The organism is Pseudomonas sp. HS-18, assembly GCF_020401845.1.
GTDB classification, from domain to species: Bacteria; Pseudomonadota; Gammaproteobacteria; order Pseudomonadales; family Pseudomonadaceae; genus Pseudomonas; species Pseudomonas nitroreducens.
Window position 1 is genome coordinate 3,862,895 of record NZ_CP084413.1, and the last position, 21,038, is coordinate 3,883,932.

At 66.9% G+C, this 21,038-nt stretch carries 20 protein-coding genes; 7 read left to right on the forward strand and 13 right to left on the reverse strand.

The window, feature by feature from the left end:
* Positions 1–26: 26 nt before the first annotated feature.
* Both LDJ84_RS17890 and LDJ84_RS17895 read left to right on the forward strand, forming a co-directional pair.
* Positions 27–2,063: a pyridoxamine 5'-phosphate oxidase family protein gene (locus LDJ84_RS17890; protein WP_226045162.1), complete on the forward strand. Its 2,037-nt coding sequence runs from the start codon at positions 27–29 to the stop codon at positions 2,061–2,063.
* Between the two features lie 14 nt (positions 2,064–2,077).
* On the forward strand, positions 2,078–2,293 hold the full coding sequence (locus LDJ84_RS17895) for a hypothetical protein (protein ID WP_024763766.1): 216 nt from the start codon (positions 2,078–2,080) through the stop codon (positions 2,291–2,293).
* A 169-nt stretch (positions 2,294–2,462) separates the two neighbouring features.
* On the opposite strand, the gene LDJ84_RS17900 is transcribed toward LDJ84_RS17895, so the two are convergent.
* Positions 2,463–4,046 carry an amidohydrolase gene (locus LDJ84_RS17900; protein ID WP_226045163.1) on the reverse strand — a complete coding sequence of 528 codons (1,584 nt, stop codon included), beginning with the start codon at positions 4,044–4,046 and terminating at the stop codon, positions 2,463–2,465.
* A gap of 130 nt (positions 4,047–4,176) precedes the next feature.
* Between LDJ84_RS17900 and LDJ84_RS17905 the strand changes: the two genes are divergently transcribed.
* On the forward strand, positions 4,177–5,115 hold the full coding sequence (locus LDJ84_RS17905; RefSeq protein WP_037011581.1) for a LysR substrate-binding domain-containing protein: 939 nt from the start codon (positions 4,177–4,179) through the stop codon (positions 5,113–5,115).
* A 3-nt stretch (positions 5,116–5,118) separates the two neighbouring features.
* Here LDJ84_RS17905 and LDJ84_RS17910 read toward each other — a convergent pair whose 3' ends face one another.
* From LDJ84_RS17910 to LDJ84_RS17940, 7 genes are all read right to left on the reverse strand, one after another.
* Positions 5,119–6,180 (reverse strand): ornithine cyclodeaminase, encoded by a 1,062-nt coding sequence (locus tag LDJ84_RS17910; RefSeq protein WP_024763764.1) that lies wholly within the window; start codon positions 6,178–6,180, stop codon positions 5,119–5,121.
* 310 nt (positions 6,181–6,490) lie between these two features.
* Positions 6,491–6,973, reverse strand: a complete 483-nt coding sequence (locus tag LDJ84_RS17915; RefSeq protein WP_024763763.1) for an Lrp/AsnC family transcriptional regulator — start codon at positions 6,971–6,973, stop codon at positions 6,491–6,493.
* Positions 6,974–7,129: 156 nt separating this feature from the next.
* Positions 7,130–8,473: an APC family permease gene (locus LDJ84_RS17920; RefSeq protein WP_037011583.1), complete on the reverse strand. Its 1,344-nt coding sequence runs from the start codon at positions 8,471–8,473 to the stop codon at positions 7,130–7,132.
* Positions 8,474–8,729: 256 nt separating this feature from the next.
* Positions 8,730–9,473, reverse strand: coding sequence for an N-formylglutamate amidohydrolase (locus tag LDJ84_RS17925; RefSeq protein ID WP_226045164.1), 744 nt, complete (start codon positions 9,471–9,473; stop codon positions 8,730–8,732).
* Positions 9,457–10,797 carry a glutamine synthetase family protein gene (locus LDJ84_RS17930; protein WP_226045165.1) on the reverse strand — a complete coding sequence of 447 codons (1,341 nt, stop codon included), beginning with the start codon at positions 10,795–10,797 and terminating at the stop codon, positions 9,457–9,459. The genes LDJ84_RS17925 and LDJ84_RS17930 overlap by 17 nt, the downstream gene beginning before the upstream one ends.
* A 15-nt stretch (positions 10,798–10,812) precedes the next feature.
* The gene (locus tag LDJ84_RS17935; protein WP_065085639.1) at positions 10,813–11,454 is read right to left on the reverse strand and encodes an isochorismatase family cysteine hydrolase; all 642 of its coding nucleotides are present in this window, start codon (positions 11,452–11,454) and stop codon (positions 10,813–10,815) included.
* Positions 11,455–11,456: 2 nt separating this feature from the next.
* Entirely contained in the window at positions 11,457–12,314 is an 858-nt protein-coding gene (locus LDJ84_RS17940) for a MurR/RpiR family transcriptional regulator (protein ID WP_024763759.1), read from the reverse strand.
* 199 nt (positions 12,315–12,513) lie between these two features.
* Here LDJ84_RS17940 and LDJ84_RS30805 point away from each other — a divergent pair, with 199 nt between their 5' ends.
* Entirely contained in the window at positions 12,514–13,059 is a 546-nt protein-coding gene (locus LDJ84_RS30805; protein WP_318784707.1) for a sugar O-acetyltransferase, read from the forward strand.
* 29 nt (positions 13,060–13,088) lie between these two features.
* On the opposite strand, the gene LDJ84_RS17955 is transcribed toward LDJ84_RS30805, so the two are convergent.
* Entirely contained in the window at positions 13,089–13,343 is a 255-nt protein-coding gene (locus LDJ84_RS17955; protein WP_196912943.1) for a hypothetical protein, read from the reverse strand.
* A gap of 153 nt (positions 13,344–13,496) precedes the next feature.
* The gene (locus LDJ84_RS17960) at positions 13,497–15,029 is read right to left on the reverse strand and encodes an MFS transporter (RefSeq protein ID WP_226045166.1); all 1,533 of its coding nucleotides are present in this window, start codon (positions 15,027–15,029) and stop codon (positions 13,497–13,499) included.
* A 138-nt stretch (positions 15,030–15,167) separates the two neighbouring features.
* Here LDJ84_RS17960 and LDJ84_RS17965 point away from each other — a divergent pair, with 138 nt between their 5' ends.
* The gene (locus LDJ84_RS17965) at positions 15,168–16,058 is read left to right on the forward strand and encodes a LysR family transcriptional regulator (protein WP_226045167.1); all 891 of its coding nucleotides are present in this window, start codon (positions 15,168–15,170) and stop codon (positions 16,056–16,058) included.
* Here LDJ84_RS17965 and LDJ84_RS17970 read toward each other — a convergent pair.
* A complete protein-coding gene (locus LDJ84_RS17970; RefSeq protein WP_024763755.1) occupies positions 16,028–16,381 on the reverse strand; it encodes a VOC family protein in 354 nt (117 codons plus the stop codon). The two genes, LDJ84_RS17965 and LDJ84_RS17970, sit on opposite strands and share 31 nt — an antisense overlap.
* A 143-nt stretch (positions 16,382–16,524) precedes the next feature.
* Between LDJ84_RS17970 and LDJ84_RS17975 the strand changes: the two genes are divergently transcribed.
* Both LDJ84_RS17975 and LDJ84_RS17980 read left to right on the forward strand, forming a co-directional pair.
* Positions 16,525–17,301 carry an AraC family transcriptional regulator gene (locus LDJ84_RS17975; protein ID WP_024763754.1) on the forward strand — a complete coding sequence of 259 codons (777 nt, stop codon included), beginning with the start codon at positions 16,525–16,527 and terminating at the stop codon, positions 17,299–17,301.
* 234 nt (positions 17,302–17,535) lie between these two features.
* Positions 17,536–19,053 carry a hypothetical protein gene (locus LDJ84_RS17980; protein ID WP_024763753.1) on the forward strand — a complete coding sequence of 506 codons (1,518 nt, stop codon included), beginning with the start codon at positions 17,536–17,538 and terminating at the stop codon, positions 19,051–19,053.
* A 62-nt stretch (positions 19,054–19,115) separates the two neighbouring features.
* Here LDJ84_RS17980 and hemN read toward each other — a convergent pair whose 3' ends face one another.
* Both hemN and LDJ84_RS17990 read right to left on the reverse strand, forming a co-directional pair.
* Positions 19,116–20,513, reverse strand: a complete 1,398-nt coding sequence (hemN, locus tag LDJ84_RS17985) for an oxygen-independent coproporphyrinogen III oxidase (RefSeq protein ID WP_024763752.1) — start codon at positions 20,511–20,513, stop codon at positions 19,116–19,118.
* Between the two features lie 155 nt (positions 20,514–20,668).
* Positions 20,669–20,932 (reverse strand): hypothetical protein, encoded by a 264-nt coding sequence (locus LDJ84_RS17990; protein ID WP_037015552.1) that lies wholly within the window; start codon positions 20,930–20,932, stop codon positions 20,669–20,671.
* Between the last annotated feature and the right edge of the window lie 106 nt (positions 20,933–21,038).

Consider the following 21,038-nt stretch of genomic DNA (forward strand, 5'->3'; position numbering starts at 1 on the left):
GCGGCGCCTACTGCGAGGTGCTCGTCATGTTCCAGTTGCCCAAACACCGTACCTCCCCGTGGCACGCCGGCGAGAAGGCGATCCAGGAACGCGTCGGCGTGGCCGACCGCATGGAGGTCCATGGCCAGAAGGTCATCCGCGACTACATGCCCGACCAGCACCGCGAGTTCTACCAGCAGTTGCCCTTCATCATCGTCGGCGCCGTGGATCAGCAGGGCCGGCCCTGGGCGACCCTGCTCGAAGGCGCGGAAGGTTTCATAACCTCCCCCGACCCGAAAAGCCTGCTGCTGGACAGCGTGGCCGACCATCAGGACCCCGCCGCCAGCGGCCTGCAAGCCGGTAGCGCCGTCGGCCTGCTGGGCATCGAGCTGCACACCCGGCGGCGCAACCGCATGAATGGCGTCCTCCGCGAAGCCGAGGCTGGACTGCTGACCGTGGCCGTGGAGCACTCTTTCGGCAACTGCCCGCAGTACATCCAGAAACGCGAGTGGAGCCGCGACGAGCAGCGCTACAACCAGCGTGCCCCGCGCGAGGACTTCGCCGCGCTGAACGAGGAATTGGCGGCAATCATCCGCGACGCCGACACCTTCTTCGTCGCCAGTTACGTGCAGCACGAGGATGGCGAGCGCTCGGTGGACGTCTCCCACCGTGGTGGGCGTCCCGGCTTCGTCAAGGTCGACGGCAATCGCCTGGTCATCCCCGATTATGCCGGCAACCTGCACTTCAACACCCTGGGCAACCTGCAGGCCAATCCGCAAGCGGGGCTGCTGTTCGTGGACTTCGCCAGCGGCGACGTACTGCAAGTCCATGGCTGCACCGAGATTCTTTTCGACAGCCCGTTGCTCGCCGCCTTCGAAGGCGCCGAACGCCTGTGGACCCTGGATGTGCAGCACGCTGTCCTGCGCCGCAGCGCCCTGGCGCTGCGCTGGAGCTTGCGCGAATACTCGCCCACCAGCCTGATGACCGGCACCTGGGCCGAGGCCGACGCCAGACTGCAGGAACGCGAGCAGCGCCAGCAATGGCAGGACTGGCAGGTGCTGCGCGTGGAGCAGGAGAGCGAGGACATCCGCTCCTTCTACCTGCAACCGCCGGCCGGCACCGCCGTGAGTCTCGCGCCAGGCCAGCATCTGCCTGTACGCCTGGCAATCGGCGAGCAGGCACTGATCCGCACCTACAGCCTGTCCAGCGCGCCGTCGGACGGCGAGCTGCGCATCAGCGTGAAGGCCCAGGGCCCGGCGTCCCGCCACCTGCACGAACAACTGCAGGTGGGCGATAGCCTGCAGGTCCGCGCGCCCATGGGCAGTTTCACGCTGAAAAACGACACCGCGCGGCCGGTCGTGCTGATCGGCGCGGGTGTGGGCATCACCCCACTGCTGTCGATGCTGCGCGAATCGGTGGCCGCGTCGACCCGGAGCATTCATCTGTTCCAGTCCGCGCGCAGCCTGCGCCAATTGCCGTTCCAGCGTGAAATCACCGAGCTCCGCCAACGCGCCCAGCAGTTGCAGGTCCATCGCGCGCTCAGTCGTCCTGAGCCGGAAGCACTGCCCGGACGCGATTTCGAGCAGACCGGCCGGCTGGACATCGCGGCGATCAAGGCCCGGCTGCCACTGGACGATTACGACTTCTATGTCTGCGGCCCCGGCGAATTCACCCAGGCGATCTACGACGGCCTGCGCGGACTGAATATTGCCGACGCACGCATCCACGCCGAAACCTTCGGCCCATCGACGCTCAAGCGCCAGGGCGACGGTCTGGCGCCGGCGCTGGTGCAGCCGCCCGCCGCTACCGAGCCAGTGCCCGTGTACTTCGCCGGCTCGGCCAAGGAAGCACGCTGGAAACCCGAGAGCGGCACGCTGCTGGAGCTGGCCGAAGCTCGCGGTTTGTCACCCGACTTCAGCTGCCGCGGCGGCTCCTGCGGCACCTGCCGGACCAAGGTCGTCAGCGGCCTGGTGCACTACCCCAACCCGCCGGCGGAGCTGCCCGAAGCCGGCAGCGTACTGATCTGCTGCGCCATCCCGGCGCAGGACGAGAGCGGCGTGCAACCGCTGGTGCTGGACCTTTAGGGAGGGATTCGACCATGAACGCACGGCATGCATACGACAGCGCAAGCCAACGCTTCCCGCGCTGGGACGAAGAGTTCGTCGAAGCACCGGCCCCGGTGCTCTGCGGTCCGAATGAAGCCGAGGTTGGCTTCCTCCTGCCGCAATTGATCTCGACGCCGGGTTGCCCTTCACGCTCGCGCACCGTGGAGATCGGCGCAGCACTGGTGCGCTGGTTCAAGCGCGCCTTGTAGGCGCCATTCGCAAACCTGCCCCCCTGCCCCATTGCTTCGCGCTCGGCTCAGCCCTCTCCCACTGGGAGAGGGCTGGGGTGAGGGAAAGGCCCAGGCACGGATTGGGTCGGTACAACGCCGTTGCGCGACGGCTGCGACCCAATCACGACGAAGCACGGGAAGCCATGGATCACTCGTCCTCCCGCGCCGGAATCCACCACTCCTCGCCGCGCACCGTGCGGATGTATTCCGGCCAGCGGAAGCGGTGCGGGACCTTGAAGTCCTTCGGCAGCAACGGCGCCTGCCACTGCTCGCCACCGATGCCGCCGCCGGTACGCTGGTTGAACTCGCGGGTCGCCTCGGCCAGCAGATCGGCATCGGTGAACAGCTCGATCAGTGTGCTGCCGATGGTCTTCGACGCCACGTCGATCATCGGGTCGATGGTCTCGCGGATGCCGCCCAGGGCGTTGGATACCCAGTCCGGATAGGTGAAGCCCACGGGTGCGCTGAGCATCGGCCGGGCCACGTAGAGGCGCACGGTCGGGCAGTGCCAGGTGTATTCGGGGTAATCGTCGGAGGTCAGGTACTTCTGCCACGCCGGCATCTGCAGACGCATCTGCCGCTCGCATTCCTGCGGCTCGATCAGCGCCTGGGTGGCCGGCAGGAAGGGCTCGTCCATGGGGTCGAGGCCGAGGTTCGCCTGGATTTCCCGCGCCACGGCGATGGCCTTTTCGCCCCAGGTCGGCGCGCCGATAGCGGCGAGGTTGTCGTAGCAAGCCTGCGCCAGTGCGTGGTTGGCCAACCCGCCACGGGACTTGCAGACCCAGGTCTTCTTCCATTGGCAGCCGGTGGCCATGGCCGCGGCGGCGGCGTTGTTGTCCATCACCGTGGAGATGGTCTCGGCCTGCTCGATGGAGTCGCAACGCAGCAGGTACTGGATCTGCGAGATGTGCGGCGGCAGGTTGTCGGCGGTGGCCTGGCCGGCGGTGAGGATGGCCTCGTTGAAGCTCCACAGGCCGGTAAACGGCAGCGTCGAGCGGCGCAGGCTTTCGTTCAGCGTGTAGAAGTGCACCAGCGCATCATTGGCGCCCGGCGCGCGAGCCGCGAGGTGGTTCTGCGGGATCGGGCTGTAGCGGTCGGCGGCAATCCAGCTCTGCGGGTCTTCGCAGGTGAAGGTGTAGATATACGAGTAAGCGATGCCGCAGTGCGTGTCCCAGGTGGTGGTGTTGGTCAGCGGCAGCATGTAGGTGGGGTGGAAGCTGACGGCGGCGTCGAGGTCGTCGTAGTAGCCCTTGGCGGCGTGCACGGGCTTGGAGGCGCGCAGCTTTTCCGCCGGCTCGCCGAAGAACCTGATGGTGCCGGCGATGCCGAATTCCAGCATCGCCGCCTTGGCCGCCAGCACGCCGCCCAGGGCACTGATGCCCAGCGCGGAATGCGGGTCGGTGTGGCCCGGCGCGTATTTCGACAGGCCCTCGCGCGGCATTGGTTTGGTCGCCGCCGCCTGGCAGTTGCCCGGCACCGCGTCGTATTCGGCATAGGTGGCGAGGATGGGCCCTTCGCCGTTGCTGAAGGTGGCGACGAAGGCGGTGGGCATGCCGCCACTGCCCTCTTCCACCGTGAAGCCTTCGCGGCGCAGCAATTCCACGTACCAGGCGCAGGACTTGTACTCGCGGAAGGCCGGCTCGGCGAAATGCCAGATCACCTGGTGCCAGTCGGACAGCTGCTGGCGGTGCTCGTCGATCCACTGCTGGACGTAGGCCTTGAATTTCGACATGGCGGCTTCCTCATCATTGCCTGTTGTTGTTGTCGTGTGGCCTAGTATTGGTGAAGCGGAATTCGCAACAAGCGCAGGATTTCGCCACCCCATGTCCGGTTAGTTTCACCAGTCGAGAATTGGACCGCCCATGCACTTTCCTTCGATGACCGCCCTGCGCGCGCTGGATGCCGTGGCCCGGCTGGGCAGCGTGTCCGCCGCCGCCACGGAGCTGAACCTCACCCGCAGCGCGGTCAGCCACCGCATCGCCACGCTGGAGGAACGCCTGGGCTTCGCCCTGACCGAGCGCACCGGGCGCGGCATCCGCCTGACCTATCGGGGCGAGAGGTATGCGCGCGACGTGCAGCGCATCCTCGCGGAGGTGCAGCTGGCCGGCAGCAGCTTCGACGAGCAGCAGGTCAGCGGGCCGCTGTGCGTGAGTTGCAACCCCGGCTTCGCCACCTACTGGTTATGCCAGCACCTGGGGGATTTCCTCGCGCAATACCCGCAGGTGCAGTTGCACGTGGTGACGCCGCGCGTGCCGCAGGACACCAGCGCCAGCGATGCCGACCTGTTCATCGCCTACGGCAGCGGCGACTGGCCGAACCAGACGGTGGAGCAACTGGTGGCCCTGCACTTCTTCCCGGTGTGCAGCCCGCGCCTGATCCACTCGCGCGGCGGCCTGACGCAGCCGGCGGACCTGGCCCACTACACGCTGCTGCACATGAACGATTTCGCCGATTGGCGCCTGTGGCTGGGCGCCGTGGGCGCGAGTGCCATCGACCACCGCTCCGGCGTGCTGTTCGCCGACGCGCCCTGCACCATCGCCGCCTGCATTGCCGCCCAGGGCGTGGCCATCGGCGACAACCTGCTCAGTGGCGATGCCCTGGCGCGCGGCCTGCTGGTGCGCCCGTTCGACATCACCATCCAGTCCAGCCGGGGCTATTTCCTGGTGACCGACCCGGTGAAGGCCGAGCGCCCGGTGGTGAAGGCCTTCAGCCAATGGCTCAAGGCCCGTGTCGCCGCCACCACGCAGAACGCCAGCGACCTCAGCCGCCCGCCGCTGGCGATCCCCGAAGAAGCGCGCTGAGCGTCAGGCGATGCGGCGCAGCCCTTTGCGCGCCTTGCCGGAGCGGGTGTAGCGGAACAGGTCCTTGGGATCGTTGTCCTCGTCCTCGCTCCACGGCACCAGGTCGATGCGCTCGCCGAGGTCCAGGCGGCTGGCCTGTTCGTTCACGTAGCGCAGTGCCGAGTAGTCTTCGAGCGCGAAGCCGACCGAGTCGAAGATGGTCACCTGCTCGGCGCTGTCACGCCCGCCGACCTGGCCGGCCAGTACCCGCCACAGATCGGTTACCGGGAAGTCCGCCGGCATCTGCTGGATCTCGCCCTCGACGCGCGATTGCGGCTCGTACTCGACGAACACCTTGCCGGCGCGCAGGACGTCGGCATGCAGCTCGGTCTTGCCTGGGCAGTCACCACCCACGCCGTTGATGTGCATGCCCGGCTCGATCATTTCCGGGGTGAGGATGGTCGCGTAGGCCTTGTCGGCGGTCACCGTGGTGACGATGTCGGCGCCGCGCACCGCTTCGGCGGTGGAGCCGGCGCGGATGATCTTCAGGTTGGGGAATTCCGAGAGGTTGCGGATCAGTTTTTCAGTGGCCTGCGGATCGATGTCGTAGACGGCGATTTCCTCGATGCCCAGGTGGTGGTGGAAGGCCAGCGCCTGGAACTCGCTCTGCGCGCCGTTGCCGATCAGCGCCATGCGTCGCGAGTCCGGACGCGCCAGGGCGCGGGCAGCCATCAGCGAGGTAGCGCAGGTGCGCAGCGCGGTGGCCACGGTGAGTTCGGAGAGCAGCACCGGATAGCCTGTCTCGACATCGGCCAGCACGCCGAAGGCCATGACGGTGAACAGCCCGCGCTGGGTGTTCTGCGGGTGGCCATTGACATACTTGAAGGCATAGCGGGCGGTGTCGGACACCGGCATCAGTTCGATGACACCGATCTCGGAATGGTTGGCGACGCGGGCGGATTTGTCGAAGGACTCCCAGCGCACGAAGTCCTGAGCGATGGTGTCGGCGAGTTCGCCGATGAAGCGGGCGACACCGATCTGCTGGACCAGTTGGGACATCGTGGGGACGTCGACGAAGCGGGTCATGGTGGGACCTCCGATTGTTGTGATTGGCGTCTTCTGATTGGACTGCAGCCCGCCTCCGCCGTGTCTCGAACAGCGGGCACAACAAGGTCGCAGAGGCCCTGGAACAGGTCTGCACGTCAGAGAGGGGCAAGACGATTTTCCCACTCGCCGTGGTGAAATCCCGGCTGTAATACGGGCCCGCGCCGGCCGATCCGGCTGTATTGGCGAGCGGCAACAGCCGATTCGGCTGTGCTTATAGCAGCCCTCGACAGGCCGATATTGCAGGCGGGAAACCCAAGGAACTGGCGCCGCCGAATGGGGCGTCGAAAGGCTAGCTGGCGGATTCCTTGATGGTCGTCAGCTCGGGATGGGCAACCAGCTTGTCGATGTGCAGGCTCTCGTCGTTCAGCCAGGTTTCGGTCAGCGCGCGGTAGTGCTCCATGTCCCGGCAGCGCATGCGCACGCTGTAGTCGAAGGTCCCGCTGATCAGCTGGCAGTGCAGCACTTCCGGGCAGGCGATGACGCGGGCCTCGAAGGCCTTCTGGGCGCTGCGGCCGCTCTGGTTCGAGAGTGCGACCAGTACCAGCAGCGAGAGCCCGGCGGAAATCTTCTGCTCGTCGATGACCGCGCCGTAGCCACGGATGATGCCGTGTCGTTCCAGCTTGCGGACGCGCTCCTGGCAGGGGCGCGGGGTGAGGTGCACGAGGGCGGACAGCTTGCCGTAGGTGATGCGGCCCTGGTGACGGAGGATGCGGATGATCTCCTCGTCGATGCGGTCCAGGGTGAAGGGGCTGTCCTGATCTTTCCTGCTCATGATGCTTCGCGATGATTCGTCAGTCGTGCCGGCTTCCCTGCCCCGGCGAAAGCAGTCGGTGGAAACACTGTCCGCCACCGACCCGGATCTTTATGGGGCACGCCCCGCCGTCTGTCAAAGTGCGCCGTGCCGTCTGCAACAGCACGGCGCACCCGGTCAGATTTCCCGCGCCAGCTCGCTGCCGTTGCCACGTCGGCTGAGCACCGCGAGGTACACCAGGCCGATGGCGATCCAGCCCACCCCCAGCTCCTGCGCTTCACGGCTCATGCTGAACAGCACGTAGGCGATGATCACCAGCCCCACCAGCGGGAACACCAGGTGGCGCAGCACCCGGCCGCTCTTCTGGCGGATGAAGTAGTGGTTGATCACCGCGATGTGCAGCAGGCAGAAGCCGGTCAGCGCGCCGAAGTTGACCAGCGAGGTGAGCACGTCCGGCGAGTCGAGGAAGTAGATGCCGATGCCCAGCGACAACACACCCACCAGGTACAGGCTGATGTGCGGGGTCTGGTACTTCGGATGCACCTTGGCCAGCACGCGCGGCAGCTTGCCGTCGCGGGCCATGGAGTACAGCAGACGGGAAACCGCAGCCTGCGAAGTGATGGAGACGGTCACGCCCCAGGCCAGCGCAGTGGCCACTGCGGTCAGCGTGGACAGCCAACTGCCGCCGGCCGCTTCGGCGATCTCGTAGAAGGCGGTGTCCGCCGACTTGAAGGTCATGCCGGCGGCAAGGTCAGTGGCCAGCCAGGTCTGTACGATGAAGATGGCGCCCATGACGAACAGCGCGATCAGCGAGGCGCGGCCGATCTGCTTGGCCGGGTCGCCCTTGACCTCTTCGGCGAGAGTGGAAATCGCGTCGAAACCGAGGAACGACAGCACCGCGATGGACACCGCCTTCATCACCAGGCCGAGGTTGAAATGCTCCGGTTGCAGCAGCGGTTCCAGGGTCAGCCGACCATTGCCCATGCCACCCTGCAGCGCCTGGTAGCCAACGACCAGGAAGATCGCCAGGACCACCAGTTCGGCGATCAGGAACAGCAGGTTGAAGCGCGCAGCCAGGGTGATGCCGCGCAGGTTGATGAGCGTGGCGGACACCAGGAAGATCAGCATGAACGCCAGCTTGGGAATCGCCGGGAACAGGTGGTTCAGCGCCAGCGCGCTGAACACGTAGAGCAGCGGCGGGATCAGCAGGTAGTCCAGCAGCAGGACCCAGCCGGCGATGAAGCCGACGTTGGGGTGGATGCCGCGCTGGGCGTAGGAGTACACCGAGCCGGCAATGGGAAAGGCGCGGGACATCGCGCCATAGCTCAGCGCGGTGAAGAGCATCGCCACCATGCCCACCAGATACGCCATCGGCACCATGCCGTGGGCGTCCGCGTGGACCCAGCCGTAAACGCCGAAGGGCGCGATCGGGATCATGAAGATCATCCCGTAGATCACCAGGTCGCCGAGCGTCAGGCTGCGGCGGAGTTGTTGCTTGTATCCGAACTGTTCGATAGCCACGGGGCACTTCCTCTGGGAACGGCAGCTGTAAGGGTTCGGCGCTCATGCGCTGAATTGTTGTTGTTTTCAGAACCTGCCCGGCCAGTCGAACGGGGCCAGCCGGGTTGGGGTCCTCAGAGCCTGCTTACGACCTCGCGAGCTAGAGCCGTAGTAGGCGAAAAGCGCCCGAAGAGCGGAGTTTACGAGCCGTAAATGAGCATCTGAGGGCGCTTTTCAACGCCCTGCGGCCGACGCGCAGCAGGTCGTAAACAGGCTCTCAGAGCCAGGGAGCCAGGCGTACTGCCCAGGCTTCCACCCCTTGCGGGGTCCGCAGTCCGTCATTGCGGATTTCGATCAGCACGGCGTCCACGCCGCGTTCGTCGCCATGTACCGGGACGGTCATGTCCTCCAACGGGTCGATCACATAGGGCTGGTTGACGCCGATCTCCTCGTCGCTCTCCCGCAGCCCCGCCACCATGCGCTGGGCGTAGGCTTCGGCCTTGGCGTAGAGCACCCCGGCGACCCACGGGCGAGGCTCGCCGCGATAGCTCGGAGTGAAGCTGTGCACGCCCACCAGACGAGTCGGCCGGCCAGCAGCCAGGCGCTCGTCGAGCAGCGCGGTCAGTTGCTGGTGGAACGGCTCGAACAGGCGCGCCACCCTCTCCTGCCGGGCCGCTGCGCTCAGGTTGCAGTTGCCGGGAATCGGGTAGATCTCGCTGTGCTCGGGAATCGCATCCGGAGCGGACAGCGGCCGGTTGAGGTCGATCAGCAGGCGCGAGTAGTTGGCCACCAGCAGCGTGGCATCCAGGCGCGCCGACAGCTCGCGGGCCAGGTCCAGCGCGCCGATGTCCCAGGCGATGTGCTCGGCGGCCGCCGTGTCGTCCAGGCCCAGTTGCGCCAGCTCGTCGGGGATGTAGCGGCTGGCGTGTTCGCAGACCAGCAGCACCGGGCTCTTGCCCTGCGGGTTGACGATCTCGAACGGCGGGCGCCGGTAAAGGCCGGATTCAGTAGAACTTTGCATAGGATTCACAGAGTTGTTCTTCGCTGAGTTCACGGGTCAGGGCCAGTTCCTGGCGCTTCATGGCGACGTAGGTCTGCAGCAGGGCCGGCGGCAGCTGCGCGCAGAGTTCGCTATCGGCCAGCAGCAGGCGCTGGGCCTCCTCCAGCGAACCGGGCAGGGACTTGATGCCCAACTCCTCGCGCTGCGCATCGCTGAGGCTGTGCGGATCGACATCGGTGACCGCCGACAGCGGCAGCTCCTGCTGCATGCCCAGGCGCCCGGCGATCAGCACCGCGGCCATGGCCAGGTGCGGGCTGGCGGTGGCGTCCATGGGGCGGAATTCCAGGTTGAACTGGCGCGCCTTGGACTTGCCGCCAATCTCCACCACCGGGCAGATGCGCAGCGCCGCTTCGCGGTTGCGCAGGCCCAGGCAGGCGTAGGCGGCGCTCCAGTGGTGCGGTTTCAGCCGAAGGTAGGACACCGCCGTCGGCGCGGTCAGCGCGCACAGTGCCGGCAGGTGGCGCAGCACGCCGGCGGCCCAGTGTTCGGCGAGCGTGGACAGGTTGGTCGGCGCGGCCTCGTCGTAGAACACCGGAGTGCCATCCAGGCGTTGCAGGCTCAGGTGCAGGTGCACACCGTTGGTCACGGCGCCGGGCGCCAGCAGCGGCGTGAAGCTGCTGCGCCAGCCGAACTGGCGGGCGATCTCGCGGGTGACTTCGCGGACGTTCACCGCGCGGTCCGCAGCAGCAACGCCCTGGGTCGGCCGGCAGGTGACCTCGTACTGGTTGCGGCCGTACTCGGGCAGGAACATTTCCGGCTCGGCGCCGATCTGCTCCAGCGCGCTCATCAGCCAGCCGCCGAAGTTGCCGGTCTGCCGCTGCGCCTGCAGGGAGAAGGCGGCGGCACGCTCGTCCGGCAGGCCGAGCAGGTTGAATTCGTGTTCGAAGGCGGCGGTGACCTGCAGGCCCAGTTCGCGGTAGCGGGCGATCTCGTCGCGCAGCAGCGTACGCGGGCAGACCGGCCACGGCGCGCCAGTGGTCGTCACCAGGTCGCCGTGCAGGTAATCCAGCGGCGCGGCCTGGGAATCGGGGCCGTTTTCCAGGCGCACCCGGCTGCTCGGGTCGGGCAGCAGGCGCAGGTCGCCATGGCTGCCCCAGGGGTTGTCGTCGGCAATGATGTCCTGCGGCGTCAGCGCGCTGTTGGCGGGCACCCAGCCACAGCCGGTGGCCAGTTGCTCGGCGACTTCCGATTCGGGAAGCGAGCGGCCGCGGGTGATGCCGCAGAGGTCGGTGGTGACGAAGCTGGTCAGGCGCATCGGAGCGGGATTGTTATTGTTCTGACTCATGACGTTCTCCCGGCCTCAGGCCAGCGCGGCGATGCGGGCCAGCACGCTGTCGGTGTCGGCGATCCAGCAGTAACCCTTGATCGCTTCCAGGCAGGCCTGGTGGCGTTCGGCGGTGTGGGTGGCGCAGGCGTCTTCCACCAGGGTGACGAGGTAGCCCCGGTCGGCGGCGTCGCGCACGGCCATGTCCACACACTGGTCGGTGACCACGCCGCAGATGATCAGGTGACGGGTGTTCAGGTTGCGCAGCACGTAGTCGATGGCGGTGGAGTTGAAGACGCCCGAGGATGTCTTCGGCAGGACGATCTCGTTTTCCCGCGGCGCCAGGGCATCGATCACCTGGGCGTCCGGGCTGCCCTTGGGCAGGTGCATGTCGGAGAGCTTGTGGTCCAGCGAGCGGTCGCGGCCATCGGCGGTGAGGCTTTCGATGATGGTGTGCAGCACTTCCCCGCCGACCTCACGCATGGCCGCCAGCAGGCGCTGCTGGTTGGGTATCACGCTCGCCTCGACGCGGTCGTAGAAGTAGCGGTGCGTCTGCGGATCGACATGGGCATCGCGGCCGGGAATGACCCAGGCGTTCTGCATGTCGACGAACAGGATGGCGGTCTGGCCGGGGGTGAACGGCAGGTCACGGGGCGAGTGGTGGGGCAAGCTGAACACGGTCATTCCTCAAGGATGTGGCTGCCGAAGGCAGCTCTCAGGTGGTCGATGCCTTCCAGGCGTTCGTCGAGCTGGCCGTCCATGCGCGCTACCAGGCTGGCGATCAGCGCTTCGACCTGGGCCATGGTCGGCACCAGGGTGTCGAAGGGCGACGGGGACTCCACCGGGGCGCTGATGATCAGGTCGGCGAACTCGCGCAACGGCGAGTCGTAGATGTCGGTGAACAGCACCACCCGCGCGCCGCGGGCCTTGGCCGCACGGGTCACGCCCAGCGCCTGGGCCTGGTAGCGGCGGTAGTCGAACACCACCACCAGCGCCTGGCGGTCGATATCGCCCAACTGGTCGGGCAGCGCGGCGCCGTCGTCCAGCAGCAGGCAGCCGCTGCGCAGCATGCGCAGGTGCGCCACCAGGTAGCCGGCGACGAAGCGGCTGAAGCGCCCGCCGTGGCAGAAGACGCGCAGCTTGGGATCGAGCAGCCAGTCAGCGAGCAGGCGCACGTCGTCGGCCTGGGTCAGGGCCAGGGTGCGCTGGATGCCTTCGCCGGCATCGCTCAGGTAATTGGACCAGACGTCATCGCGGCTCATGCCTTCGCGGCGCCCGGCGAGCAGGGTGCGCGGTGAACGCAGGCGGTCATCCACCTCGGCCATCAGGGCATTCTGGAAGTCGCTGTAGCCACTGAAGCCGAGCTTCTTCACCAGCCGCAGGATGCTCGGATCGCTGACGCCGGCCTGGCGCGCGAGGCGCGACATCGGTCCGAGGCCGCTGCGCGGGTAGTCGTCGAGCAAGGCGCGCAGGACTTTGCGCTCGGCCTTGGTGAGTTCGACTTCCGGGGTGTTCAGGCGGTCTTTGAGTGTGAGCATGGGGGCGCCTCTTGTTGTGGCTAATTTGTATAATGCGCTCCAGAAACTTTCAATATCTATTTTCTGTAGTATTCACTACCAAATCTGGACACGCCCTTCGACTGCTCGACGCAGAGCCGCGCCTGCCATTTTCCGCAAAGGGAACCGCTGCGTTCGCCAGGACGTCGAACGCCTTCAAAGCCGCCAGGAATCAACCTTGATGAACGAGCTGGAAAAAGCTGCCGCCGGGTTACTCTACGACGCCAATCACGACTCGCAGGTGCTACGCCAGCGTGCCGAGGCCAAGGCGAAACTCTTCGACTTCAACCACAGCCACCCGGATGACCGCGAGCGTCGCGAGGCGATTCTCACAGGGCTGTTTGGCAGCATTGGCGAAGGCTTCGTCATCGAAGGCCCGTTGCACTGCGACTACGGCTTCAACATCGAGATCGGCGCGCGCTTCTACGCCAACGTCAACCTGGTGATCCTCGATGGCGCGAAGGTCAGCATCGGCAATGACGTGTTCATTGCGCCCAACGTCGGCATCTACACCGCCGGCCACCCGCTGGACGCCGAGCGGCGCAACCAGGGCCTGGAGTACGCGCACCCGGTGAGCATTGGCGACAACGTGTGGATCGGCGCGAACAGCGTGATCGGCGCTGGCGCCGTGGTGGTGCGCGACATTCCCGAAGGCGTGCTGGCGGCCGGCAATCCGGCGCGCGTGATTCGCCCGATCACCGAGGCCGACCGCCAGCGCTACCGCTGACGGCGACAGCCAGGGTGCGCGGCGCTCCCTCAGGCGTCGGGGTCGAGGCGCTCGACCCAGCGCTCTGCCGCATCGTGGGACGCCTGGAACGCCTCTTCGTGGGATTCCCACGGGCCGACCACCACGTCCAGCGGCGAGACGCCAGCGGGAACCTTCGCCAACGACAGCAGCACTTCGCCCACCTTGCCGGGGGCAATGTAGCGCGGCGACATCAACACGGCGACGCCCGTGGAAGTCAGGTATTCACTGGGTGCCATGAATTCCGGTTCGACTGACTGCTGCATGCGGTTCTCCCCTGGGCCACGGATGGCCCGTTCTGCGCTGAGTGGCGGAGACGAGGCGCACAACGCGCACTCTCCCTGATTCCTGACCCGGCCGGGCGAACCACAGTTCCGGCAACCACCGTCCTCATCCCCGCCAGCGGACAAACGGCCGTTTCAAGCGGGCACCGGCTCGTGGACCGGCATCGGCCGACCGAGCAACGTGCCAACCATCACGGCAAACACCAGCGCCGCGATGCCCGCCACCAGCAGCACACTCTCGAACCCGCCGATGAAGGCCTGGCGCACAGCGGGTGCCAACGCATCGCGCAGTGCCGGGTCAACCACCGAAAGCGCAGCACTGAAATCGCCAGCCGCCGCACGGATCGCCATCTCGGCGGCCTTGTCCAGTTGCGCGGGCGCCACCGTTGCCAGCACATCTCGCAGCAACTGGGCGCTGCGTGCGGACAGCACGCCACCGAGAATGCCGATGGCCAGCACGATGGCGGCGAAGCGCGTCGTAGTGCTCAGGCCCGAGGCCATGCCGGTGCGCTCACGGGGCACGCAGGCCATGATGTTCTTCTGCGTATCACCGTTGAGCAGCCCGGCGCCGGCCCCCAGCACCAGGCTGGCCAGGGCGAACGGCAAGTACTCCCCCTGCCCGGCCGCCAGTGCGCAAAGCAGGTTGCCCGCGCCGACCAGCAGCAGGCCCAGGGCGAAGACCTGCGCCGGACTGAAGCGGCTGTTCAGGCGCATGCCCAGGCGCGGGGTCAGCAGCATGGCGACGGCGAAGGGCAGCATCCCGGCACCGGCCGCGACAGCGGAGAGCTGCAGGCCGTTCTGCAGGTACAGCGGCAGCAGCGTCATCATCACCTGGGCGCAAGCGGCATAGGCGAACATGCCGAGCAAGGCGCCGATGAAGCGCCCGCTGCGCATCAGCCGCAGATCGATCATCGGCCGCGCCTGGCTGCGCTCCACCATCACGAACAGGCCCAGCAGGCCGGCGCTGAGCAGCAGGCGCGCGAGGGTCGGCGGGCTGTCCCAACCGATGCGGTTGGCGTCGATCAACGCCCAGATCAGGTAACCCAGGCCACCGGCAAAGGTCAGGCTACCGAGCGGGTCGAGGCGCGCGGCGGCACTGTCGCGGGATTCCTCGATGCTGCGCAGCGCCATGCCCCCGAGCAGTGCTACCAGCGGCAGGTTCAGGTAGAAGATCCAGCGCCAGCCCAGGGTGGCGGAAATCACCCCGCCCAGCAGCGGCGCGAAGGTGATGGTGGCGCCCATGCATGCGCCCCAGAAGGCCCAGGCCCGCAGGCGCTCTTCGGGCTCGTGGAAGCGGTGGCCGATGGCGGCCAGCGCCGACGTCAGCAACAGGGCCGCGCCAACGCCCTTGGCGGCACGGGCAATGTCCAGGAGCAGCAGGCTCGGCGCGGCCCCGCAGGCCAGCGAGGCCGCGCCGAACAGCACCAGCCCGAGCAGCAGCATGCGCCGCCGGCCGAAGCGGTCGGCCAGGCTGCCGGCCGGCAGCAGGCAGGCGGCGAAGGCCAGCAGGTAGGCGCTGACCACCCACTCGATGTCGGCAAAAGAACCCGACAGGTCGCGGGCGATACTGGGCAGCGAGACGGCAACGATGTTGGTGTCGAGGATGATCAGCGAGCACACTGCCGAGGCGGTCAGCAGGGTGAAGCGAGCGGAGGGACGTTCAGACATGGCAAGGCTTCCGGCGGCGGCCGCACCCGCTCTTTGCTCTGACGCTTGCGGCCTTGTAGTGTTGCCCCACGGTAACGCCCACGCGCGCCGGGCTTGTTAGCCATGGCGGCCTTCGTCATTAGCCTGCGACTAACGAACATGGAAATCCGCCATTTCCGCTACTTCCTCAGTGTCGCCCGCCACGGCCACTTCACCCGTGCGGCCGAACAGCTGGGCATCGCCCCGCCAACCCTCAGCCGACAGATCCAGGACATGGAGAAGGAACTGGGCGTGCTGCTGTTCCAGCGCAGCCAACGCGAGGTGCGCATGACCGCTGCGGGCGAGGCGCTGCTGGGTGAAGCCGAACTGGCGGTGCTCCAGTTCGATGCGGCGCAACTCGGCGCGCAGCGCGCCGGCCGGGGTGAAACCGGGCATCTGCGCGTGGGCTACGTGGCCTCGGCGGCCTATTCCGGCGTACTGCAGCAGCATGTCGAGCAGTTCACCCGTACCTCGCCGGGCGTGGATCTCGACATCAGCGAAGCGCCCATGGCGCAATTGCCGGCGCAACTACACGACGGGGTCCTCGACCTCGCCTACGTACGCTCGCCGATGAACCTGCCAGAGGAGCTGGAATCCGTCGCGCTGCTGGAGGAAAACTTCGTCCTCGCCCTGCCCGCCGCCTCGCGCCTCAACGAACTGCCGGAGATTCGCGCCGCCCGCCTGAGCGACGAAACCTTCATCCTGCCCGAACAGATCTCCGGCACCCTGGAGGTCGCCAGCGCCGGAGGCTTCTCTCCGCGCCTCGGCCAGCAGCCCGGCAGCCTGGTCGCGGTGATTGCGCTGGTCTCGCTCGGCCGCGGCATCGCCATCGTCCCCGAGTCGGTGGTGCGCCGCGTGCAGCTGCCACGGGTCAACTACCGCGCTCTCGCCGATTGCCAGCCTCGCTCGTGGTTGTCGCTGCTGCACCGGCGTTTCGAGAAATCACCAGTGGCCCGACGCTACATCGAGCAGGTCCGGGCTCAGTCCGCCGACCAGACCGCCAGCTCGTAGCCGTCCGGGTCGATGAAATGGAAGCGCCGGCCACCAGGGAACGCAAACGTGGCGCGGCTGATGGTGGCGCCGGCGGCCTCCAGGCGGGCCTGGGCCTGCACCAGGTCATCGGCGTAGAGAATGACCAGCGGGCCGCCGGGGCGCACCGGCTCACCGCTGGTGAAGCCGCCGGTGAGACGTCCGTCGCTGAATTCGCTGTAGGTCGGGCCGTAGTCGGTGAAGGTCCAGCCGAAGGCGCTGCCGTAGAAGGCCTTGCTGCGCCCGATATCGCTGACGTTGAACTCGATGTTGTCGATCTGACGGTCGTTTCCACGGATACCCATAGTCGCCTCCTGGCAAGTCATGACCGCCTGATCCTACGGCAAACTCCATAATGCAGAGCAGGTTGCGCCAGTCAGCCGCAGCGTCGTTGGCCATTTTGCGCGGATTGACGAATAATCATCGCAACCCAGCCAAACCCGTCACCATGCTCAACATTCCCCTCGCCAGCGTCGACGATGTCGACCGCGCCGTACTCGCCATCGGTACCGACTACCCGCTTGGCACCCTGCTCCAGCCGCACTCCCATCGGCGCGCGCAGTTCCTCTATGGCATGAGCGGCCTGATGGAGGTGGAGACCGAGGACGGCGCCTGGGTAATCCCGCCCTACAGCGGTGTGTGGATTCCCGCCGGCAAGCGCCACCGGGTGCTGATGCGCGGGGTCAGCACCCGCAGCCTGTACATCGACCCGCGGGTGCCGGTGCGCGACACGCTGCTGTGCCAGGCGCTGACCGTTTCGCCGCTGCTGCACGAGTTGCTGCTGGCCAGTGTCGAGGTGCCGGCGCTGCACGACGAGGATGGCCGCGATGGCGACCTCCTGCGCTTGCTGCTCCATGAACTGCGCCAGGCTCCGAGCCTGCCGCTGTTCGCCCCGCTGCCGGCTCACCCACGCCTGGCCGAGCTGTGCCGCGACTTCCTGCGGGCGCCGCACATTGGCGTTACGGCGGACGCCTGGGCCGCCGAACTGCACTGCAGCACGCGCACCTTCAGCCGCCTGTTCCGCCAGCAGACGGGCCTCTCCTTCGGCGCCTGGCGCCAACAGGCCTGCCTGCTCGCCGCCGTCACCCGCCTCTCCGCGGGCACGCCGGTTACGCGCGTGGCCCTGGAGCTGGGCTACGACAGCCCGAGTGCCTTTTCCAGCATGTTCCGCCGCAGCCTCGGGGTGGCGCCCAGCAGTTACCAGGCCGCCGCGGACAGCGCCTAGGACCGCCGACGTGACGGCCCCCGCGCCGCAGGGGGGCAGATCGGAGTCATCCGTGGGGCGGCTCATGCGGCAAGGGAGGATTCGCCGGCGGCGCGCTGGATAGATCGGATACCCGTGCCGACTGAGACACTGGACGCGGCCCGGCACGCTATGCTCAGTGCGCCGGCCGGCCGGCATGGCGTCCAGGGGATGACACCACGCTAGCGGCCCCCACCTCGAACACAAGGATGTGCGATGGAACGAACCTGCCTGAAGTGCGGGCATCAGCATCAGTTCAACGATGCACTGCCCAGCGATGCCTGCCCCCAGTGCGGGGCCATCTACGCCAAGGTCGAAGCAGCCCGGCGACTGGCCGACTCGCCCCCGGCGCAGGCGCCCGTCAACCCTGCCGCGGCAAGCAGCCGGCTGGATGTCTGGCATTGGACACTGCTGGCGACGTGCGTCCTGCTGGCCATCTCGACAGCGCTGCTGGGCTCCCTGCTCTTCCAGGAGCTGCGCCTGAACCGCGTGCTGCTGAGCCAGCGGGAGGTGAAACCCGCGGAGCCGATCCGCAATCCGCCTGCGGCGATTGCAGCGGCCAGCCTGGACGAGCGGCCGCCGGCCCCCATGAGCAGCGCACGGCCGCCGGCCAGCCTGGCCGAAGGCGCCGAAGTGATGGTGGTTTCAGGCTACGAGGCGGAAGGCAAGGCGCGTCAGGGCACGGCAGTTCAGGTCAGCATCGACCGCCCCGGCAAGTCGGTGCTGCTGGTTCTCGCCAGTTACGAAAGGATCGTGTGGCAGGTCAGTGCCAGCGAGGCTACGCAGGTCAGGGCGATTCTCGTGTCGGGCTACGATCGCCCCCGAGTGGAAACGCCACTGACCGCTCCGGTGTACCAGACCAAACTTCCCTATAGCTACGAAAAGGACAGCGGCACCTTTGTCGCCCTGCTGAAGGGTTTGAAATCGCTGTTCGGCGTGGAAAAGGTCGACGCGTTCCGCGGACAGTATTCACTGCCCGAACGGGTCGTCATCGATCAGCCGGATCCGCCGCAGAGCGATCTCACCCTGCAGGGCGAGCAACCCCAGGCGCCGCTGAAGAGCATGGAGTTCCAGCTCAGCGACAAGACTTTCGCCAAGGTTCCCTGGTCTCTCGGAGGCCCCGTCGGCACCGCGCCAGCAGCCCCCCTGGCCTCGCAGGGCGCCATTCTGGTGCCCGGGGACGGGCGTATCTACCGGATCGCCAGCCACGCTTTCGAGATCGTGGAGCCGGCCACCGGCAAGGTGACGCCGCTGGAGCTGCCCGACAATTTTCCGCGCCTGTCGTGGCCCACGGACGTGACCTACGACAGCAAGCGCCACCTGGTGGTCCTCGCTTCGCTGGGCGGCGAGGGCTACCTGTACCGCTACGCTGTCGACGAGGGGCGCTGGCAGGACTTCCGCTCGCTGGACAATATAGACATCAATGCCCTCGCTTACGACGAGCAGGCTGACCGATTCGCAGCCTGGACTTCCGAGGGAGGCCTGCTGTTCCTGGCGGGCGACGGCACCCCGCTCAATACCCGCCGGCTCGCCGACCGCCTACCGGGCTACAACCGACTCTATGACACCGGGAACTCCCGGCCTCCGAGGCTGCAGGTGGTCCCCCAGGGAGATCGCATCGCCCTGCTCCGCACCTCCGGCGATTCGGTGCAGATGATCTGGTACTACGACGTCCCGATGGACCTGGTCCAGCTCACCTACAAGAAGGATGCAGCAGCCGGCGCTCAGCCCTAGCTTTCCGTCACGCCCACTGTTCCGCCGCCTGGCGGAACAGCTGCAGCGAACGGGCGGATGAGTCAGATGGTGCGCGAGAAGCGCGCCTGCTGCCCACCGCCCAGGTAGGCATCGAAGGCCATGGCCACGCTGCGCATCATCAGTTGTCCCTGGGGCAGCAGCACCAGCGCATCGTCGTGCAGTTCGACCAGGCCGTCGCCAACCTGCTCCTGCAACTGCCGCAACGCGCCTTCGAAGTACTCGTCAAAACGAATGCCATGGCTCTCCTCCAGCGGCGCGTAATCCACCCTGCCGTGGCACATCAGCGCGCTGATCACCTCGCGGCGCAGGCAGTCGTCGTCAGTCAGGCGGTAGCCCTTGTGCACCGGCAGCAGGCCCTGGTCGAGCCGCGCGTAATACTGCGACAGCTCCTTCACGTTCTGCCCGTAGGTATCGCCGACCTTGCTGATGGACGACACGCCCAGGGCGATGAGGTCACAGTCGGCGTGGGTCGAGTAACCCTGGAAGTTGCGCTGCAGGGTGCCGTTGTTGCGTGCGACCGTGAGCTCGTCGTCCGGCAGGGCAAAGTGGTCCATGCCGATATAGACGTAGCCCGCCTCGGTCAGCCGCTGGATGGTCAGTTCCAGCAACTCCAGCTTGCGCTCGGGTGGCGGCATGTCCTCGCGGCGGATCAGCCGTTGCGCGCGCACCCGCTCCGGGAGATGGGCATAGCTGTAGGCGGCGATGCGGTCCGGGCGCAGGGCGATGATCTTGCTCAGCGTGGTGTCGAAACTCTCCACCGTTTGCAGCGGCAGGCCGTAGATCAGGTCCACCGACACCGACTTGAAACGCGCCTGGCGGGCCGCCTGTACCAGGTCGAAGACCTGCTGCTCGCTCTGTACGCGGTTGACCGCTTCCTGCACCTGCTCGTCGAAATCCTGCACGCCGAAACTCAGGCGGTTGAAGCCCTGGGCGCGCAGCTCGGCGATGCGTTCGCGGCTGATGGTGCGCGGGTCGACTTCGATGGAGAACTCGTGGGCATCGCTCTCGTCGAGATTGAAATGCTCGCGCAGGCTGTCCATCACCTCGCCCAGCTGCTCGCTGGTCAGGTAGGTCGGCGTGCCGCCGCCCAGATGCAGCTGGGTGAGCTTGCGCGACCCGTCGAACAGCGCCGCCTGCAGGGCGATCTCGCGCTTGAGATACTCCAGGTACTCCACGGCGCGGTGGGTCTTCTGGGTGATGATCTTGTTGCAGGCGCAGTAGTAGCAGAGGCTCTTGCAGAACGGGATGTGGATGTACACCGAGAGCGGCTTGGCCGCGCTCTCGTTGCCGCGCTGGTTGCTGCGCTGGGCGGCCGCCCGGTAGTCGTCGGCGGCGAAGGCGCCATGGAACTGCGGCGCGGTGGGATAGGAGGTATAGCGCGGGCCGGGACGGTCGTACTTCTCCACCAGCGCGCGGTTGAAACTCATCGATTCGGGCATGACACGGGCTCCTGAGGCGCTGGCAGTCTGACGCTGCGAGTCGCGCGGCAACCTTACACCTGCCCGCGGGAGCGCTCCCTGCGCAGGATCAAGACTTCCATCCAGTCAGGCATATCGCAGCAATCTCACGCCAGTATCCGACCGCTGGCGCAGAATCAGGAGCCGTCGCGGCGGATGGTCGAGAGAAAGCTCGTGGGAATCGACATCAGCAGGATGTAGGCCGACACCACCAGCATCAACCCGCCACTGCCCAGCAGCAGGTAGCGGCGCTCCTTCACCACCGTCATGTCCAGCCCGCCGGAGAAGAGGATCCATCCCAGCCCCGCCAGGGCCACGGTGAACAGGATCGCAATCAGGTAGCTGGCGGCGACGATCAGGAACCAGAGCGGACTCCAGCGCCGGCGTGTCGGCTTTTCCATGGTTTCGGGCCTCCAGCCCCACAGCGAATACTCACGAATCCGCACAGTCTGATGGCCAGTGGCCGCTTCGGCAATCAGACAAAAGCGGAAGAAGCGCTTTCCAGAC

What these genes read in the sequence shown, in the direction of transcription:
- LDJ84_RS17970 (WP_024763755.1), bottom strand. Translation starts at nt 16,381, where the DNA reads ATGGGTATCCGTGGAAACGACCGTCAGATCGACAACATCGAGTTCAAC.
- LDJ84_RS17965 (WP_226045167.1), top strand. Translation starts at nt 15,168, where the DNA reads ATGGAAATCCGCCATTTCCGCTACTTCCTCAGTGTCGCCCGCCACGGC.
- LDJ84_RS17930 (WP_226045165.1), bottom strand. Translation starts at nt 10,797, where the DNA reads ATGAGTCAGAACAATAACAATCCCGCTCCGATGCGCCTGACCAGCTTC.
- LDJ84_RS17990 (WP_037015552.1), bottom strand. Translation starts at nt 20,932, where the DNA reads ATGGAAAAGCCGACACGCCGGCGCTGGAGTCCGCTCTGGTTCCTGATC.
- LDJ84_RS30805 (WP_318784707.1), top strand. Translation starts at nt 12,514, where the DNA reads ATGAACGAGCTGGAAAAAGCTGCCGCCGGGTTACTCTACGACGCCAAT.
- LDJ84_RS17960 (WP_226045166.1), bottom strand. Translation starts at nt 15,029, where the DNA reads ATGTCTGAACGTCCCTCCGCTCGCTTCACCCTGCTGACCGCCTCGGCA.
- LDJ84_RS17980 (WP_024763753.1), top strand. Translation starts at nt 17,536, where the DNA reads ATGGAACGAACCTGCCTGAAGTGCGGGCATCAGCATCAGTTCAACGAT.
- LDJ84_RS17975 (WP_024763754.1), top strand. Translation starts at nt 16,525, where the DNA reads ATGCTCAACATTCCCCTCGCCAGCGTCGACGATGTCGACCGCGCCGTA.
- LDJ84_RS17905 (WP_037011581.1), top strand. Translation starts at nt 4,177, where the DNA reads ATGCACTTTCCTTCGATGACCGCCCTGCGCGCGCTGGATGCCGTGGCC.
- LDJ84_RS17940 (WP_024763759.1), bottom strand. Translation starts at nt 12,314, where the DNA reads ATGCTCACACTCAAAGACCGCCTGAACACCCCGGAAGTCGAACTCACC.
- LDJ84_RS17955 (WP_196912943.1), bottom strand. Translation starts at nt 13,343, where the DNA reads ATGCAGCAGTCAGTCGAACCGGAATTCATGGCACCCAGTGAATACCTG.
- LDJ84_RS17890 (WP_226045162.1), top strand. Translation starts at nt 27, where the DNA reads ATGTTCCAGTTGCCCAAACACCGTACCTCCCCGTGGCACGCCGGCGAG.
- LDJ84_RS17900 (WP_226045163.1), bottom strand. Translation starts at nt 4,046, where the DNA reads ATGTCGAAATTCAAGGCCTACGTCCAGCAGTGGATCGACGAGCACCGC.
- hemN (WP_024763752.1), bottom strand. Translation starts at nt 20,513, where the DNA reads ATGCCCGAATCGATGAGTTTCAACCGCGCGCTGGTGGAGAAGTACGAC.
- LDJ84_RS17895 (WP_024763766.1), top strand. Translation starts at nt 2,078, where the DNA reads ATGAACGCACGGCATGCATACGACAGCGCAAGCCAACGCTTCCCGCGC.
- LDJ84_RS17910 (WP_024763764.1), bottom strand. Translation starts at nt 6,180, where the DNA reads ATGACCCGCTTCGTCGACGTCCCCACGATGTCCCAACTGGTCCAGCAG.
- LDJ84_RS17925 (WP_226045164.1), bottom strand. Translation starts at nt 9,473, where the DNA reads ATGCAAAGTTCTACTGAATCCGGCCTTTACCGGCGCCCGCCGTTCGAG.
- LDJ84_RS17915 (WP_024763763.1), bottom strand. Translation starts at nt 6,973, where the DNA reads ATGAGCAGGAAAGATCAGGACAGCCCCTTCACCCTGGACCGCATCGAC.